Genomic DNA, 17,392 nt, shown 5'->3' with positions numbered 1-17,392 from the left:
ATTCAAGACATTTTCACATTGGTCATCGCTTAACATCTTTAATTGTGGTGTTGCATTAACTTGATAGTTGGCCCTAACGTATTGGCTTCTTGACAAATCACACACGCTCCTTCCTTAATTTAGCTACTTTCGAAGGCTCCTGCTTCAATAATTGAGAGTTCCGTGCTGTTCTTCAGTTACGATAGCCACCAGTGGAGGGTTTCGCCGAGCCGCCTTTCCAATAGAAAACGGATTAAATTAGGCTAGAAGTTTCTTACACAGATCTGCGGCAGAACCTGCATCAGGGGCAAACCCATCTGCACCGATTTCATCTGCGAAGTCCTGAGATATCGGAGCTCCGCCGATCATTACTTTAACCTTGTCGCGTAAGCCCTCTTCTTTTAAGAGTTCGATAGTATCTTTCATGGCCAGCATGGTTGTCGTCAAAAGGGCAGACATTCCAATGACACCAGGCTGATGCTCCTTTACTGCTTGTAAGAACTTCTCTGGACCCGCATCTACTCCAACATTAATGACTGTAAATCCAGCACTCTCTAACATCATGCCGACTAGGTTTTTTCCGATATCATGAAGGTCTCCTTTTACTGTGCCAAGGACCACTTTACCAGCGGAAGGGATATCTTCACTTAAAATTAATGGCTTGACGATATCCATTCCAGCATTCATAGCGCGCGCTGACATTAATACTTCTGGTACATACATTTGACCAGCCTTAAACCGTGCTCCGACGACACTCATACCGGGTATCAGTCCTTGGTTGATAATTTCAACGGGATTGTTCCCAGCTCCAATGGCCTGTTGAGTGAGCGATTTTACTCGGTCAAGTTGACCAGTAATGATGCTTTGAGAAAGATCTTCATAATAATTTGGCATTTCTTTTTCTACCTCCCATGTGAATTTAATAGTTTTATTATTTTAGAATCTAATACAAATATTGCGCCAATTAAAAGGCTATCAAGAAACAAAGACTCAACACACTTTTTGATGCGGAGTCTTTGTTTCGCAAAGATTCAAACTCATACAACGAAGATAATTATAAGTTAATCTAAGACTGACTTACTGTTTTGAACAGTGGTTACATCATAGCTATTAACTTGGGATTTAGCACTTTCCACATTGATTTCTTTTGAAAGGCCTCTATTAGCGATACACACATTGCAAACATGACAAGCATAAACGGGAAAGCGGCGGCAATGGATGCAGTCTGTAACGCACCTAGTCCCCCAGCTACCATCAAAGCGATCGCAACAGCGCCCTCAATCAAACCCCAGGTAATCTTTAGCCCAGGGCCAGGGTTTAATTCTCCACCTGAAGTGAACATAGCCATAACAAAGGTGGCCGAGTCAGCTGAAGTGATAAAGAAGACAGCAATGATTAAAGTCGTCACCCTTTTGAACAACTTCGACATACAGCGCGCTATTGCCCATGATTGACAACCACGCAAAACTCATTTAAACAATATTCTGCAGGTAATTTCCCAATGTTTCGGAAAAGCCATTAAGAATATATCGAGTTGGCCCAACGATAAGCATAAAGGCCACAATAATGGCAATTAACAGCATATTAGTATTCTAAGGAAACTAATCCCTTTCTCAATCCTATTATCCTCTTGCTGCTTCCCTATCTACTATAGCAGTATCCTTTGCCAATTTTTTTGGAGAGGCAAATTCACCGTTAAAGGACTTAAACATACAGTAAATGATCCCACAAATTATCAGCATAAAAGGAAAAGCCGACAAAATTGACGATGCCTTCAACGCGGCAATCCCGCCGGATGCTACCAACGCTGCTGTCACGGCTCCTTCAATAACTCCCCAGAATACTTTTAATCCGGTATCCGGTTCAAGATCGCCGCCGGAAGAATACATCCCAATACAGAAGGTGGCGGAGTCAGCAGATGTAATAAAGAATGTAGCAATTAAGATTGTTGCAACTATTGCAAATACATGGCCGCCGGGGATATTACTTAATGTAATAAACAAAGCGCTGGTCATATCTTTGCTGACAGCTTCTCCAATTCCCCCGGCTCCAAAGAGATCAATATGAATAGCCGTTGAACCAAAAATACCCAGCCATAGAATACTCAACAATACCGGGGCAATTAATACACCAAGAACGAATTCTCTTACAGTACGCCCCTTGGAAATTCTGGCAATAAATCCACCGACAAACGGGCCCCAAGATATCCACCAGGCCCAATAGAATACAGTCCAGCCTCCTACCCAATCGTAGCCGGCTTGCTCTGCGTATACTCCATTGGGATCGGCATAAAAGCTTAACCAGGCAATATTTTGCAGATAATCACCGGTTGCTGATATAATAGAATTTAAAATATACAATGTAGGACCGGCAACTAACAAGAACACCATCAAAATGCCCATTAATGACATGTTAATATTGCTCAGCCATAAAATCCCTCTTTTAATTCCTGTTACTGCTGAAATTACGAACAAGCATGTAACAATGGCAATGATCACAATCGTTACACTACTATTTACAGATATCCCGACCAGATAATTTAATCCCCCGTTAATCTGCATAGCGCCAAAACCTAAAGATGTTGCCACACCGGCAATTGAAGCTATGACCGCGAAGACGTCAATTGCTTTAGCCCATCCGCCATCCAAATTATTTCTTCCTAAAACCGGTTCAAAAATAGAACTGATTCTAGCCGGCAGATCTTTTCTAAATCCTGCATAAGCAAGGGCCATACCGGTTATCGCATATACCGACCAGGGATGCAGTCCCCAGTGAAAAATAGTTTGTCTTAATGACCATTGAGCAGTCGCAACTGTATTCGGATCTCCTACCGGAGGAGCAGCCAAATACGACATGGGCTCAGCAATGCTCCAGAAAATCAGTCCAATCCCCATTGCTGCACTAAAAAGCATAGCAAACCAGCTAAAAGTAGAATATTCAGGTACATCATCATCCTTACCTAATTTAATTTTTCCATACTTACTGAAGGCAAGGATAAAACAGACAAGAACAAAAACGCTTACAAGCAAAAGGTATAACCATCCGAAAGTTGTATTAATAAAGGTCAAAGCCGCGTTAATAGCTTTTCCCGCAGCTTCCGGCATTGAAGTCATCCAAACGATAAAAACTAAACAAATTAAAGCAGAAGGATAAAATACTTTCTTATCTAATCTTTTTAAAAAATCCACTAAATTTCCTCCTTTTAATTAGCAATTAAAAAGATGCTGGAACCTATGAAACCTTTTTTCATTCATACTTTGCTCCTCCCTTAATCATTCATTTTGTTTGTTTTTTTAGAGTTTTTCTTTTGAATTAGCCCTCCTTTCATTCTAATAGTTTTTGCAATTCATTGAATTGCATTTTATAATATTATTTTCTGAATTTTTAAAATGCAATATGCATGCCAATCTTCCTAATTATAGTTTACCCTCTTTACTTTCTAGTATTGTTTTTAAACTAATTCTTTTATAAGGACCTTTTTATGCTTAAAAATCCTGTCAAAATCAGTAGTTTTCGGCTAAAGGCTCATGGTTGGGAACATATCAAAATAATTAATTCATAAAATATTATCCGGCAAACTAGAAAAGCTTTTTGGACAGACTAAATAAATCATGTCCAAAAAGCTTTTCTATCCAATATGTTGTCTCATTATAAGAACGCAAACAGTAATGCCTTCTCTAAAACCTTGCAGTTCAAGACTTATAAGGTTTCTCAATTTAGGATTAGCTATTTCTATTTGGGAATTTTAATATCTAGCCCTAGATCTTTTATCTTTCTGTAGAAAGTAGATCTACTCATGCCCAGGCTATCGGCAGCTTTTTCTTTAGCTTGACCGGTATTACCAAACTTTTTTAACGCAGCTTCGATCGCATTTTTTTCCAGATCAGCTAGCGTTGGTTGAACATCACTCGTTGTTAAACTGGCATTATGCTCAAAATAATCATTTACTCGAGAGGACAAGAAAGTGCTGTCGATGACATTTTTGGTGGCAATATTCACTGCATACTCAACTGCATTTTCCAGTTCCCTTACATTCCCCAGCCAAGGATAGGCAAGCATTTTTCTCTGGACTTCTTGTGTAAAACCGGTTATTTGTTTCCCTAAAATCAGATTATACTTATCTAAAAAATGATGGAGAAGAAGTATCAAATCTTCTTTCCTTTCACGCAACGGAGGAACATAAAAAGGTATAACACTTAATCTATAAAAGAGATCACTTCTAAATAGTTTTTCTTCGATCATTTCTTCGAGATTGCGATTTGTAGCCGCGATAATCCGGACATCGATCCATACTGGTTTTACTCCTCCAATACGGTCAATTTTAACTTCTTGCAGCACTCTTAACAACTTTACCTGAAGATGCATCGGCATGTCGCCAATCTCATCGAGAAATATTGTCCCACCATCTGCCAGTTCGAATTTCCCTGGTTTACCTCCGCGACTAGCCCCAGTAAATGCTCCCTCTTCATACCCAAAAAGTTCACTTTCTAAGAGGGTTTCCGGAATAGCCCCACAGTTTATGGCGATAAATGGACTATTCTTGCGATGGCTTTCTTCGTGAATGGCCCTCGCAAATAGCTCTTTACCGGTTCCGCTCTCGCCGGTAATCAAGATTGTCGAGTCAGTTGCAGCGACGAGCTGCATTTTTTGTTTTAGCATGATCATACTTTTACTGGTCCCTAATATCCCATCTAGAGAATATTTGCGATCTTCTCTAATCAATCGTCCTGCTAACTTCCTCATCTCGCGGATACTTCGGAACGAAATAACCAAACCGATAATCTCCTGATCCTTTTTTATAGGTGTAATGGTACTGATAAAAAGGCATATTTCTTCCTTGTGTTTATACTTAATTTCTTGTTCAGCATATTGTTGTCCAAATTTCAGCACTTTTGGAACAGAAAACTCTGGAAAAATTTCATTGATATGTTGCCCATAGGCTTGCTGAGTCCAAATACTCAGTAACTTTTCGGCAGACTTATTAATATGGGTTATATAACCTGCATGGTCAATAGCTACGAGTCCCTCGACAATAGAGTTAATAACTGCGCTGAATTGGTTTGCCATTAACGAAAGGCGACCATTCATTTCGTTCACGTCAATTTTACTACTTGTTAAGGCGGCAAGTTTCGTCAAAAAATCTTGCAATTTATTACAGTTAGAAAGCAGCTCATTTTTTTCCACTTCATCGAAAGCAAAAATTGAAATTGTACCAATTACATTTCCGTTCAATATGATTGGAGATAGTATGGCGGCTTTGATTTTACAGATAATCTTTTGCTTACAATCTTTGCACATATTATGGTTTAGAGGCTCATCATCTAAGACAAAATTACTGCCATTATTAATAATTCGCCCTGTGATAGATTCTTTCCCATAAACAAAACCAATTTCGCTCTGATATTTTCCTGTCCCTGCAATGACTTCTAAGTTGTTATCAATAATAACAACCTCAAATTCTATCACTGCAGCGATAACTTCCGCTATTTGTTGGACATAGGATTGGTTTGTTTTTAATTCTGACGCAAACAACGGTGAATGCAATTTCTCCCGCATAGTTTTCATCACCTCACCCGCATCCTATAAATTTTGAAACGTGGTAAGCAAAATTCCCTAACGCTCCTATTCGATATTTGCGGTGACTGTATCGCTTGCACCCTTTGGGAATATTCTAACATCTTATGTTTATACCTTGCAAGGTGGTATTCTTGAACAAATTTCAGGACATTTTAAAGGACTTTACCCCACCAAAGCAGAACATTGGAACACCACATATTGAAGTGGTTTGGTTGACACTCCATTCTTAAGCAAAACGCAGTACTACTAGGGGATACCTCTTCGGCATCCCCTAGTAGTTATAAATATTTTACTCAAAATGAGTAGGCCCAGAAACTTCGGTAGTAAGTGCCTCCAAAGCTCTTTTGACCATTTCTCTCCTCAGAGTATGTTCAGCTTCCTTATTAAGTTTTGGATTTCCTACCGGATAAGGAATAGCTATCGTCGGAACAATTCTGTTCGCGCCGACTGACTCGGAAATCGTAGTAATAGTTGCCATGTGAACAATAGGAATACCATATCTTTCTATTTCTTTTACTATCGTTGCGCCGCAACGAGTACAGGTCCCTCAGGTGGAGGTTAAAATAACACCCTCCACCCCCGAAGCTTTTAATTCTGCTCCTATCTGTATACCAAATTCTATCGATTTGCTTACTGCTGTTCCGGTTCCGGTGGTCGTATAGAACCAGTCAAAAACCTTTCCAATATATCCCTCTGCCTCGAATTCTTTTAAAACGTCCAATGGCGCAACACGGTCAGGGATCTCATTGGCATATACCGGGTCATAGCCTCCATGGGTTGTATAATAGCAAGGAGCTTCGAGCCCATGAGTTTCGCTAACGTCGTACTTACCCCATTTTTGGGCACTGGCCGACTGAATTTTGTCGGGGTTCCCTTCCGGTACGATTCCGCCAGATGTACACAAGGCAATTGTAGCTTTACTTAAATCTTTGATTGGCTCTGCCGGATTTACTACATCAAAAATAGGCATCGGCATTTCCGTTTCAAAAGGCTGACCTTTTAAGCGGGCTAGAAGCATTTCCACAGCCCTTTGTGAACCTTTTTTTTCAACAATGAGAGTTTTTCTTATACCACGGGCAATATATCCTTCTTTTTCAGGAGTCCCAACCTCGATTCCTTTGGCCAACTTACAGGCCAGAGCCGCCATTGAGGGCAATGCTTTACGCATTCCGCCAGCGGAATCACTCGTACTGACTACGTAGGCCAACGCTTTGCAGCTATCCAAGCCGGGGTTTTCTACATACATACCAGTAACCACCGGAATATTTAACATTTGGGAAACAGCCTTAGAAATCTCTGAACAAGCCACCCCATAACGTCCGGCATTAAAAGCGGGTCCAGCAACAAAGACATCCGGAGCGGCTTCCTTAACCATATTTAAAATAGTCTCCAGAACATCACTTTTATTCTCATTGAAATAGTTATCACCACAGATAATAGTGCCGACAACCGTCCCCTCTCCCTTGAGCAATCCTTCAAAACCCTGCGCAGGACCGATCTTTTCCAGCCTAAACTCAGGGGGCATACCCGCCTTATCTTCCCCCCCTACTTGACCAAAAAATTGGTTTACATAGTAAAGAACTTTAAATTGTTCTGACATAAGGTATCCTCCCCTTACTATTTAATAAAGTCTGCAGGTTACATTGTGGAATCCGATTTCTGAAGTGGCACCAATAACAGCATTTAATTCACACATCAAAGTACCGTCCTCCAGTAATGAACCTTCCCAGCCGCCGGATAATACTGAAATAGCTGCGGCATTTCCGATAACCTTATCTGCAGGAGGCAAAGTAACCACGTGACTTACGTTTCCCCCAGAAACTACTGCTACTGCTTCTACAGCCGTGTCAGCTAGCGGTTGGGACATGCCGTCTCTTCCTGCACACTCATCCGTGATTAATACAGTTTTGATACCAGATTTTTCGCATTTTTTACATATCATTAACAGGTCAGAGTCAGGGTTGCCATAACCCTCTTCAGATACAACCACGGCATCGGCACCCAGCATTTTCGCCAGTTTGACAGTGTAATCGGATGCGCGCAGTTTCCCTGCCAGAGTAGTATGTTCAGGCACCATAATGACCCCTAAGAAGTTAATCTCTTTACCGTGCTGGGCATATAGGTCATAAATCACAGAATTGTTTTGATGCTGGTAAGTAGTAATCTTATCGCAGGCAGCAACACAGTTCCCACTAATTACCGCATTATCTAATTCCTCATTGGCATGAAGTAGAGCTGGGAGGATCCCAGATTGATTAACTCCGTAAATATAAGTATCATGGAGTAAACCCTGGGTAATATTCATCTCAGCATATACTACTTTAGGTAAATCGGGGTATTTAGCTGTTTCTTCAAAAATGCTGCCAATTTCAAAGGTAAGCACCTCGTCAGGGGTTAAATTTTCCCCTGCCAGCCCAATAAACTCCGCAACCCGCAATCCTGCAATTCTAACAGTTTCTTCATGGGTATGAGGATTCAGGCCTGCTGCCACTTGTATATCCACCGTTAAATTATATGTTTTGGAGAACGGGGTCCACTTAGCCCCTTCACCCCACATATCAATGACACCTTCCTGAAAACCTACAATATCACCAACGGTTACAACTGCAGCGCCATATAAAACATGGGTTCTGCCTTCCCCGCACTGAGCCTGTTTGGACGTAACCCCAGGAAAACCATTATTGCCCCCTTGAACTTTTACCCTAGGCTCAATCACGTCTTTCACCGGGATAATTCTTACTTTTTCACCTGGCTTTGCTACGTCAATTACAACATCTCTAATTCTTTCGTCTTCTTTTAGATTGGATATTAGTCCGTCCTTATCAACGGTTAATACTCCGTCTTTTACAGAAGTCTCATTGCCTAATTGAATGTCTTTAATATAAATCCGTCCAATTTCCAGTTTCAATACGTTCACCCCCTAATTAATTATCAACATTTCACCAAGTAACTGCTTGTTCATGTATAGCCGATTCTAAAAGTATCAGATCTATCATTTTATAATCTTCACAATTGGCTGAGTCTTTTTTACGAAAATCCATGTGCCTCTTGTATTTAATAATGCTATCCTCGATAATCTCAGCAGAGAAAGCATCTATTTTATTCGACTTCTTGCCTAAGATAACAGAGCGAAAGGGGGAAAACATCATTCTTAAACTGGCGGCTAAAGGGTGACTAATTAGTTCATATCCTGAATGGACTTTATCTCGAACCATGATCAAAGTCTCTTCCACTGAACCATCTACAAAAAGTACAGTATTATTATTTTTCTCTGCTACTGCTGGGTTATTAGTAATGATTAGGTTTTTCATTAAGCACCTGCCTTGGAAAATATAAATCTGTTCTTACAGATACTCCTTCTCTTTCAGTAATTCTAATGCCTTTTCTTTATCTTCTGGAGCAACCATAACGATCGGTCCGGTACAGCCCATGCCACATTCGGCATAAATGTTTGCTTTCCATAACACCTGAACCGCGTCTTCCAACTGCATCACTTCCACCCCTGGAAAGGAATCGGTAACAGGTTTTTTTGGGGGAGGGATTGCCTCTTCCTCTTTTTTGACGGGCATGGCAGTACAACTCAATGATTTAATTAAATTATCCCAACCGGCTTTCTTAACTGCCGAAAATTCAGCTTTGGCCTTTTCCAGTAGATTCCCTTTTGCACAATCTGCAGCAAATTTGATGGCTCCAGAAATCACTGGGGCTCCAGACGCTCTGGAAACGATGCAAATAATCCGGTCGTAGTCTTCTCCCACCCCCGGGCCATAACCGTAGCCTACCGCTTCATAATCCCCTCCGGTACTGTATGCGGAAAATACCTTCATGAAGACATTTCCAGTAAGACTATCATTTACCATAATATCCGGTACTCCTTTTAACAAGTCGTTACCCCTCATTACTATTCCGCCGTCGGATCGGGAGGATTCAGCAAAATTGATGGAGTAACCACCTTCCTTAAGCTTTTTTAGGGCCCTTTCTACCTGCCGAGCACCATCAATGTTTAATATACCTACTGTTGGGTCAGCTTTTTCGCAAGCTTTGGCAACAGCAATCCCGTAAACAGTATTCTTAAGCATAGCCGTAACACGTTCCTTAGCCGACATACCAGTCGTCGTCGCCAAATATATCTCTTTCCCCTTGACCGGGGTTATGGCTCTACCCACGGTGGATACCCCAATAGGAAAATTGTAATGCATAGTTACAGCCGCATCCAAAGTATGGTTCTGCAACATGTCATCCATCGCTGCCTGAGCTTCTTTTTCATCCAAGGCAGCGACAGTTTCCAGTTCAGTTTCCACTCCACTGCCAATAACAACCACTTGAATATACGGATTCTGTTTCTGGGCCAATTCCGCTCCGCGCACAAGTTCTTCAGGTCCGTGTTCACTGCCCAAAATTGTTAGCCCTACCCTGGTTTTTTTGCTAAAAGTACCTGTTTCTATAGCCAGAGCCATTTCTTCAAAAACTTCTGCGATAGCAACAGTAATAGGGTTTTTGCCCATTATTTCACCTCCCCTTGAACAAGTGTGCTGCCAAACATTATTTTTCACCCAAAGTCTTGGCGAAATCCCGCATTGCTTCGGCAATCATCACTCGTATTTCTTGCTTGTTAAATCCGGTATCAACAGTTCCACTATTCTTTTCAATAATAAAGGAGACACCATCAAAAAGATTGGTCATCCTTCCTAAGAAAAGGCTCCCTTTACCGATAATCATGGTCCGCGAAATCTTCCCCGACAAGATCATTTCTAGTGCATGTCCGACAAAAGGAACTCCGGAAGGAATGTGTCCTTGAGTGGGTGCAAATCCAGGCATGCCAAAATTATCAACAGCTTTCTGCAGATCTGTTTTTGCTAATTCCCCTCTTTTCACCCCCAAAGCACTAATCATTTTGTAGTTAGCCAAGGGCACGTCACCTGCCCCGGCAGGTTCGGTGATCTCAGGATTTTGTAGTTCTGCTGCATAACGATCCACATCAAGGATTTTATACCCGATCTTGTCTAACGGATCGGCGACAATGGCAGTCATTACCGCCTGAGGCGAGGATCCAGATCCGATCTTATGCCGACCAACTCCATCGGTACGGATCATAGGGCTAAACCCATCGTTTTCTCCTATATGAATGGCAAAAGCCCCTAACATGTCTTCAAATGCAGGCATTCCCTTTTCGACATGATTCTTAGAATTCATTCCTAGTTTTGTGGAAGCACCGCCAGCCAATACCACTATGTTCTTATAAATTCCAGATTGGGCAAGAGCAGCAGCTTCTACCAGTGCATGGGCGGGGGCTGCACAGAAACTACGAGTATCGGAGCCTGTAGCATTAACACAGCCACACATCTCTCCGATAGATTTGGCGAAATTCCCGCCCCCCCTTTGGTTCATGTCTCCGCAAGCTTCTTCAGAACACTCGATAATATATTCGACTTCTTCAGCCTTTAATTTTGTTTTATTCAGAAGAAGTTGTAAGGCAAAAGCAGCAGAAGCCTTGCTCACAAGATTTTCATACATTACATGGTTAGATAATGCCTCATCAAACTCATGAGCTCTTTTCACACATCCAACTAATTTACCCTCAAAGTACATCGGTTGTGCTACATGATTGTCAACTAAATTCTGAATCTCTTCCGCTTTCCCTGGATTTTTATCAAGTTTAACAACGTCCTTAATGGCTCCTAGTACTGGATGAGCAACTATTTTCTCTTTTACACCTAACTGAAACTGTTCTTCTAGAATTACCAATTCAAAGGCATCAACCATTTTCATTAGGCCTATAAATTCATCTTCCGGCATAATCTCCCCGTACTTTCCGTCACGACTTAGGCCCAAAACTGGTTGTTCATACCAGGGACGAGGAACGTTTATTAATTCATCCGGCGTCATATTTCCAATATAGACCTGGTTCGGAGGATAACCGACCGCCTGCTCAAAACTTCTCAAATGCTCTGGAAGCTTCTTAAGGTGTTCTGACTTAGCATCTTTAGTTCGTTCCATGGTTTGAGTGGTACCATGATGGACAAGCATATCAGCAGCCTGGATCAAGCCATAGGCAGCACCTTTTATTACTGGAAAATTCATCACATCACCTCCATATTTCAGTAAAGGGTAATGGATATACATAGGAAAGCATATATCCATTACCCTTTACGTGTTTATTACCTCTTCGAAATAAATCCTAAAACAGCAACTTCCCAATTATTTTCGATAAGTCTTGATTTCTTGAACAATCGCATCGACATCAAGTACCATTTCCATCATGCTGATCTGCTCATCATATACAGAAGCATCCACCATATCCTTCAATTCAAAAATGTGGTAAGCTTTGAGTCCCAACGAGACTCCTGCTAATGGACCTGCAAACGTAGGATCTCCGGTAGAAACGGTTTCCGCAGCCAGACCGGAAGCTTCTGCTTCCCCGCCCCCTAAAACTACGATTAAATTTTCATTACCGTATTTCTCCGTAAAATCCATGATACGCGCTTGATTCTCCAAGTCCATTGCTCCAGCTGCAGTTCAGACAAAACATTCTGTTGTAGAAAATATTATCAGCGCCGCCCGATTTCACACATTCTTCGATAGCAGGTCCGGGGATACCGTCCCGGTCGCCAAGAATGGCTACTTTTTTACCTTTCAACATTTGAACATTTCCCCTTTCACCAAATTTAAGTCATATTGGTTAACTCGCCAGTTCAAGAAGTTTAGCTTCTACATCTTCTATAGAAATTTCATTGGTTAATTCTGCAACTATTTCTCCATTTTGGTAAAAGAGTATCGCAGGTAAACCTAAGACCTTTTGCGCCATTGCCAATCTCTTGTTACCATTGGTGTCCAGGCTGCAGAATTTGGCCTTACCTTGATATTTTTCCGCCAATTCGTGGACACTGGGCAGCAATGCTTTACAAGGTTCACATTTTTCATTCCAAAAATCGACCATTATCAGACCATCTGTTTTTATAACCTCTTCTTCAAAGTTTTCTTTTGTAAGCGCCAACATCTTATCCACTCCCTAAATTTTTATTTATTTTAAAGTAAAATAAACCTATTGCCCCTTTACTTCAAGAACTCTTTTTAAGCTTTTCCTCTTCAGCAAGGTATTTCTCGGCGGCAACAGATGCAATAGCTCCATCACTGGCGGCCGTAACTACCTGTCTGAGAAATTTTACTCGGGCATCACCTGCAGCATATACTCCGGACACAGATGTTTCCATCAGGTCGTTGGTTATGATATACCCTTGGTTGTTTAGGTCCACTTTGCCTTTTAACATCTCAGTCTTAGGAACAGTCCCTACAAAGAAAAACACACCATTGGTTTTCATTACTGAAAGTTCCCCAGTTTTAAGGTTTCTAATGACAACACTATCCACCAAGCCGTTCCCTTTAATCTCTTTAAGAACTGAATTCCAAACCCATTTGATTTTAGGGTTGGAGAAAGCTCTTTCCGCACTTGTCTTATTGCATCTTAAGTCTCCTTCCTCACGTCTCACAATAATGGTTACTGTTTCGGCAAATTTAGTCAAGTATATAGCTTCCTCGACAGCTGCATCCCCGTTGCCAACGACCACTACATCTAATTCTTCAAAAAAATCAGCATCACAGGTGGCACAGTATGATACCCCTTTACCTCTCAGGGGAATTTCTCCTTTAATTTCCAAAGACTTCGGTACTGCTCCCGGTGCAAGAATCACGGTTCTTGACTGATATTCATGTCCACTTTTTGTCTTAATAAGTTTGATTTTTCCCTCTAAATCCAAATCCACGACTTCTTCACTGAGAATTTCGGTACCAAAACTTCTGGCGTGCTCCTCCATTGCTTCCATTAACGCGGGGCCTGTTGTGCCCCTGGAAAAACCAGGATAGTTCTCTAAATCCTCGGTGCGAGCCGCCTGCCCCCCGGGCTTTCCTTTTTGTAAAATAGCTGTTTTTAAACGTGACCGGGAACCATAAATTCCTGCGGACAATCCTCCCGGACCACCGCCGATAATGATAATGTCATATACCTCTGACATACCGAACCTCCATTTCCTCAACTAGCTGAATGCTCTGAAAACCGCTCTAATAGACTGTCGATGTTATTCCTTTATTAATGCAATAGCTATGCCATCTCTTTAATTGCCTAAAGACCAGCATTTAAGCAATTTCTTGGCTGTCTCCAATCAAACAAATCTCATTTTCGGACAGTTTTGCCTGCATAGTATCAAAAATACACTGAATTAATGACAATCCCAATATGATATATGCCCATCCTATTATGGGATATATCCATCCCATTTTGAGATAGGGCTAGCCGAACAAATCTCCTCTTTTAAAAATTGCTCAAAATTATAGATTCCTATCTATATGTCCCGAGATGCTTTGGCAACGTGGCTGGATTACCTTATAGATGAAGGCGAAGTTATCCCAAATCCATCAATGGTGAACGATATCTCTTTAGATGACGGGCAGTTTGTCACAATGATTGACATTGACATGACCTCCTATCGCCGTCACAAGAATTCAAAAGCTGTAAAGAAAACACTGTCCATTCCATCTTGGCTTAATGAAGAAGCAGAAGCTCGTAATCTCAACTTTTCATCCATTCTCCAAGAAGCCTTAAAAGAGCACTTAGGAATTCAATAAGTAAAATATTGTTAAATTAGCGATTTTGGTCAATTCGCAGTAAAAGCCCACTAGTCAATAAACGGAAAATAATTATTTCGCAAAGATATCAAAAAACCGCCCTTTCGGAAGGTTTTTTGATGCCAATTTGGTTTTAAGGTTCATCCCTCAAGGGTTTTTACTAATGTAACTTCTCTGTTACTACGCATAATCAGTCTTTAACCAAGCTAAGTTGTTGTATTTTATTCTTGATAATAGCAGAAATGGGGTAAAAAGCACCCAATCGTTATTCGCTCCTGGGAAAACAACTGGTTGGAGCTAACAACGTTTTTCACCGATATAAATCTTTCCTCGTGTCGACTCCGTGCAAGATCCGGTCTCATTCCTTCTGTAAGCTTAACGTCAGCCCCTTTTATGGTAGTAAATGCAGCACATCAGTGTATAAGTCCAATATTAAATTGCCCCAAGGCTTTTGCCTTGGGGCTTCATACACTCTTATACGTTTAATCCTCCTATAAATGGTTCACTCATACAAACCTTTACGATGTTCCGTTAAATACTGCATACAGAATGCGTCTTGTCCTAATAAAGCCTGAGAGGCGTAAACAAAGCCCATCATTGCCTTGTCAAGAGGATCCAAGATGTAGGCATCCATGCCTGCTACCATTGTCTGAATCATGAAGGCTTGATTCAAAATCTTACGGTTTGGAAGCCCATAAGAAATGTTACTTAGACCACATGCAGCGTGAACTTTTGGATATTCTTGGCGAATGAAACGGACGGTATCGAGAACATCGTTACCACAATTATCGCCAGTACTAATGGGTGTAACGAGCGGATCCAGGTAAATATCATCTTCAGGAACTCCTGCAGCTGTAAGATCCCCCACTAATTTTTTTACAATCGCAATACGTTGCTCTGCAGATGTTGGAACACCTGTGTCATCCATACACAAGGCTACAACTTTAGCCTTGTATTTTAGAACCAGAGGCAACACCGTGGCGTAGCGTTCTTTCTCAGCCGTTATTGAATTAACCATGGGTTGACCATTTTTCACAGCTGCCAGTCCAGCCTCCATAGCCTCTGTCCTTGGTGTATCAATACAAAGCGGTGCCGATACTACTTCCTGAATAGTGCGAACAAGCCATTCCATCGTCTCAACCTCGTCATGCACCATAGTACCACAGTTAACATCGACATAATGAGCCCCAGACTCGACTTGCTTTTTCGCCAGCTCCTGAATAAAAGCGACGTCCCTTTGTTCAACCGCAGGTTTAACGGCTTTTCTGCTTGTATTTATTAGTTCTCCAATAATTAACATTTTTCTCCTCCCTTACTCCTCCCAACTGGGATGACCGATGGCCGTGACCTCAATGCGCGTCTCCAGAAACACGACATCATCCCCTCCAGCTGTATGACTAAGTACCTCTTCTTTCTCGACCAACAATTCAGGATTCACAACTCCCGCCCTCTGTGCTCTCTCTAGAGCCACTTCTTTGGCTTTGTCCAACGCATTCCGTTCGGCTTCATCCAGATACAAAAAGGCTTCCCGTTTCCAAGGAGCATGGACTACATACCCTCCTGCTACACCGGGTTTAATCAGGATGCGAATGAGTTCCGCGACTTGCCCCGAGGCAGCCCCGACTGCATTCGCCACTTCAGCATGCGTTGGTATTAAAACTGGAGTATTCAAGGTGCTCCCTACTGCTGGAAGATAGCCAGTAACCGGAGCCCCTAAAGCAACAATCGGATAATCCAGCGTGATCTCGGACTTGAATCCACGCTTGTGGTTTCCATTAAGCAGAGAGCTTAATAGAAATGCAACACTCGTCTCTGCACTCAGATTAATTCGTAAACCCTCTCGGTAAGCAAAGCTTTGTAAAATTGTCATGCAAAGAGCTGCTTGGATCTCACTCAAGACTTTCTCTGCAAATTTGTCCAGTCCTAATCGCAATCGATGCGCTAGAATCCGGGCTCCTTCCTGAGCAGCCGCGACATTATAGTCCGTAAAGGTATTAAGGACATGCAGTAAATCTGTGGGGGTAAAGGAAATCCTACCGATTACCTGCGCCTGCTCTAAGTCTTTTAACGGCAATAAGTTGGGATCCCGTCCCACTTTTTCTGCGAGGGCAAAAATATTATGAGCACTGACTTCAAGCGCATTGATTATTTTCCATTCTGTAGTATTCCACTGATCTTTATTGACGGGTTTTTTGACCAACATAAAGCAATCAGCGGGCTGTGAGTCGATGATCTGCCTATTGGGATCCACCCGTTTCAATTCTTCAATCAGACTAGGATACTTGTTAGCTATGACAGACAATGGCCAGACCCTCTTCGGGCCGATGATTAGTTTCCGATCCTTGGAAACTTGAAGATAACTGTCTCCGCCCAGGCCAAAGGTACTGATTTCGGCAGCCTCAACACGGGTTTTCCACCCTCCAACGGTTGCTCCCTCACGATTCATTCTGGGCCGGCCATTTTCTAATATAGCTATATCTGTGGTCGTCCCCCCCATATCTAAAGCAAGTGCAGACTCGGTCCCCGTTAGAAATACTGCTCCAACAATACTGGCCGCAGGCCCTGAAAGGATCGTTTCAATAGGCTTTTCCCGGGTCATAGTTTCACTCATCAGTGAACCATCCCCTTTGACGATCATCAAAGGAGCTGAAATCTGTTTTTCTTTGAGAACGGCTTTTACCGCTGCAAGAAGTTCGGCTATGATCGGTAATAGTCTGGCATTTAAGCAGGCCGTCACTGTCCGCTCATGAAATCCAAGAGCCGTTGTGAGTTGATGGGCACATACAATCGGTACATTCCATAGCTCTTGGATGAGTTGTTGAGCAGCCTGTTCATGCTCCGGATTTCGAATACTAAGATAACTGGAAATGGCAATCGTATCAACCTGCCCACGCATTTCTGTCACTGCTCTTTGGATAGCTTCCAGATCGAGTTCCGCAACAGGTATCCCCTTAATATCATGCCCGCCTCTAACCACAAATACCTGATGGGTGGGGAGGTTGCCGGTCGACTCATGACCAATCAGAATTAAGCCAACCCGGCAACCACGACCCTCCACAATGGCATTCGTGGCTAATGTTGTAGACAGAGATACGAGCTGAACTTGACGTGGATCTAACTCACCCATATTTTCGATACAGTTTCGAATTCCTATGGATAAATCCTCACGTGTCGTAAATGCTTTGGCCTTTTCCTTTACTTCCTTGGTGTTTAAATC

General features: G+C 42.1%; 15 protein-coding genes and 1 pseudogene. 1 reads left to right on the top strand and 15 read right to left on the bottom strand.

What is annotated here, in order from left to right:
* Window positions 1-237 precede the first annotated feature (237 nt).
* From M8E35_RS25125 to trxB, 13 genes and pseudogenes are all read right to left on the bottom strand, one after another.
* On the bottom strand, window positions 238-873 hold the full coding sequence (locus M8E35_RS25125; protein ID WP_252469936.1) for a cobalamin B12-binding domain-containing protein: 636 nt from the start codon (window positions 871-873) through the stop codon (window positions 238-240).
* Between the two features lie 202 nt (window positions 874-1,075).
* A complete protein-coding gene (locus tag M8E35_RS25120) occupies window positions 1,076-1,408 on the bottom strand; it encodes a BCCT family transporter (RefSeq protein WP_252473709.1) in 333 nt (110 codons plus the stop codon).
* Between the two features lie 43 nt (window positions 1,409-1,451).
* Entirely contained in the window at window positions 1,452-1,532 is an 81-nt protein-coding gene (locus tag M8E35_RS25115; protein ID WP_252473711.1) for a hypothetical protein, read from the bottom strand.
* A 69-nt stretch (window positions 1,533-1,601) separates the two neighbouring features.
* Complete coding sequence (locus tag M8E35_RS25110; RefSeq protein WP_252473708.1) at window positions 1,602-3,167, bottom strand: BCCT family transporter; 1,566 nt, start codon at window positions 3,165-3,167, stop codon at window positions 1,602-1,604.
* 544 nt (window positions 3,168-3,711) lie between these two features.
* Window positions 3,712-5,544, bottom strand: coding sequence for a sigma-54-dependent Fis family transcriptional regulator (locus M8E35_RS25105; RefSeq protein ID WP_252473710.1), 1,833 nt, complete (start codon window positions 5,542-5,544; stop codon window positions 3,712-3,714).
* Window positions 5,545-5,845: 301 nt separating this feature from the next.
* Window positions 5,846-7,156 carry a glycine/betaine/sarcosine/D-proline family reductase selenoprotein B gene (locus tag M8E35_RS25100; protein WP_252473707.1) on the bottom strand — a complete coding sequence of 437 codons (1,311 nt, stop codon included), beginning with the start codon at window positions 7,154-7,156 and terminating at the stop codon, window positions 5,846-5,848.
* Window positions 7,157-7,177: 21 nt separating this feature from the next.
* Window positions 7,178-8,464 (bottom strand): glycine/sarcosine/betaine reductase component B subunit, encoded by a 1,287-nt coding sequence (locus tag M8E35_RS25095; protein ID WP_252473706.1) that lies wholly within the window; start codon window positions 8,462-8,464, stop codon window positions 7,178-7,180.
* 31 nt (window positions 8,465-8,495) lie between these two features.
* Complete coding sequence (locus tag M8E35_RS25090) at window positions 8,496-8,867, bottom strand: GrdX family protein (RefSeq protein ID WP_252473705.1); 372 nt, start codon at window positions 8,865-8,867, stop codon at window positions 8,496-8,498.
* A gap of 33 nt (window positions 8,868-8,900) precedes the next feature.
* Window positions 8,901-10,061 carry a glycine/sarcosine/betaine reductase complex component C subunit alpha gene (grdD, locus tag M8E35_RS25085; RefSeq protein ID WP_252473704.1) on the bottom strand — a complete coding sequence of 387 codons (1,161 nt, stop codon included), beginning with the start codon at window positions 10,059-10,061 and terminating at the stop codon, window positions 8,901-8,903.
* Between the two features lie 37 nt (window positions 10,062-10,098).
* The gene (grdC, locus tag M8E35_RS25080; protein WP_252473703.1) at window positions 10,099-11,637 is read right to left on the bottom strand and encodes a glycine/sarcosine/betaine reductase complex component C subunit beta; all 1,539 of its coding nucleotides are present in this window, start codon (window positions 11,635-11,637) and stop codon (window positions 10,099-10,101) included.
* Window positions 11,638-11,754: 117 nt separating this feature from the next.
* Window positions 11,755-12,196, bottom strand: a pseudogene (gene grdA, locus M8E35_RS25075) (glycine/sarcosine/betaine reductase complex selenoprotein A).
* Window positions 12,197-12,235: 39 nt separating this feature from the next.
* Window positions 12,236-12,553: a thioredoxin family protein gene (locus tag M8E35_RS25070; RefSeq protein WP_252473702.1), complete on the bottom strand. Its 318-nt coding sequence runs from the start codon at window positions 12,551-12,553 to the stop codon at window positions 12,236-12,238.
* 61 nt (window positions 12,554-12,614) lie between these two features.
* Window positions 12,615-13,565 (bottom strand): thioredoxin-disulfide reductase, encoded by a 951-nt coding sequence (gene trxB, locus M8E35_RS25065; protein ID WP_252473701.1) that lies wholly within the window; start codon window positions 13,563-13,565, stop codon window positions 12,615-12,617.
* Window positions 13,566-13,896: 331 nt separating this feature from the next.
* Between trxB and M8E35_RS25060 the strand changes: the two genes are divergently transcribed.
* Window positions 13,897-14,175, top strand: coding sequence for a type II toxin-antitoxin system HicB family antitoxin (locus M8E35_RS25060; RefSeq protein WP_252473700.1), 279 nt, complete (start codon window positions 13,897-13,899; stop codon window positions 14,173-14,175).
* A 502-nt stretch (window positions 14,176-14,677) separates the two neighbouring features.
* Here the strand turns inward: M8E35_RS25060 and M8E35_RS25055 are convergent.
* On the bottom strand, window positions 14,678-15,475 hold the full coding sequence (locus M8E35_RS25055) for a methyltetrahydrofolate cobalamin methyltransferase (RefSeq protein WP_252473699.1): 798 nt from the start codon (window positions 15,473-15,475) through the stop codon (window positions 14,678-14,680).
* Window positions 15,476-15,487: 12 nt separating this feature from the next.
* On the bottom strand, window positions 15,488-17,392 hold a 1,905-nt coding region (locus M8E35_RS25050; RefSeq protein ID WP_252473698.1), incomplete at its 5' end, for a hydantoinase/oxoprolinase family protein.

It is taken from the genome of Desulfosporosinus nitroreducens, assembly GCF_023897015.1.
In the GTDB taxonomy this organism is placed as follows: Bacteria; Bacillota; Desulfitobacteriia; order Desulfitobacteriales; family Desulfitobacteriaceae; genus Desulfosporosinus; species Desulfosporosinus nitroreducens.
The sequence above is the reverse complement of the archived record's forward strand: the minus strand, read 5'-3'. Positions and strand labels throughout refer to the sequence as shown.

What these genes read in the sequence shown, in the direction of transcription:
- M8E35_RS25105 (WP_252473710.1), bottom strand. Translation starts at nt 5,544, where the DNA reads ATGAAAACTATGCGGGAGAAATTGCATTCACCGTTGTTTGCGTCAGAA.
- M8E35_RS25055 (WP_252473699.1), bottom strand. Translation starts at nt 15,475, where the DNA reads ATGTTAATTATTGGAGAACTAATAAATACAAGCAGAAAAGCCGTTAAA.
- M8E35_RS25115 (WP_252473711.1), bottom strand. Translation starts at nt 1,532, where the DNA reads ATGCTTATCGTTGGGCCAACTCGATATATTCTTAATGGCTTTTCCGAA.
- M8E35_RS25060 (WP_252473700.1), top strand. Translation starts at nt 13,897, where the DNA reads ATGTCCCGAGATGCTTTGGCAACGTGGCTGGATTACCTTATAGATGAA.
- trxB (WP_252473701.1), bottom strand. Translation starts at nt 13,565, where the DNA reads ATGTCAGAGGTATATGACATTATCATTATCGGCGGTGGTCCGGGAGGA.
- M8E35_RS25120 (WP_252473709.1), bottom strand. Translation starts at nt 1,408, where the DNA reads ATGTCGAAGTTGTTCAAAAGGGTGACGACTTTAATCATTGCTGTCTTC.
- M8E35_RS25090 (WP_252473705.1), bottom strand. Translation starts at nt 8,867, where the DNA reads ATGAAAAACCTAATCATTACTAATAACCCAGCAGTAGCAGAGAAAAAT.
- M8E35_RS25125 (WP_252469936.1), bottom strand. Translation starts at nt 873, where the DNA reads ATGCCAAATTATTATGAAGATCTTTCTCAAAGCATCATTACTGGTCAA.
- grdD (WP_252473704.1), bottom strand. Translation starts at nt 10,061, where the DNA reads ATGGGCAAAAACCCTATTACTGTTGCTATCGCAGAAGTTTTTGAAGAA.
- grdC (WP_252473703.1), bottom strand. Translation starts at nt 11,637, where the DNA reads ATGAATTTTCCAGTAATAAAAGGTGCTGCCTATGGCTTGATCCAGGCT.
- M8E35_RS25070 (WP_252473702.1), bottom strand. Translation starts at nt 12,553, where the DNA reads ATGTTGGCGCTTACAAAAGAAAACTTTGAAGAAGAGGTTATAAAAACA.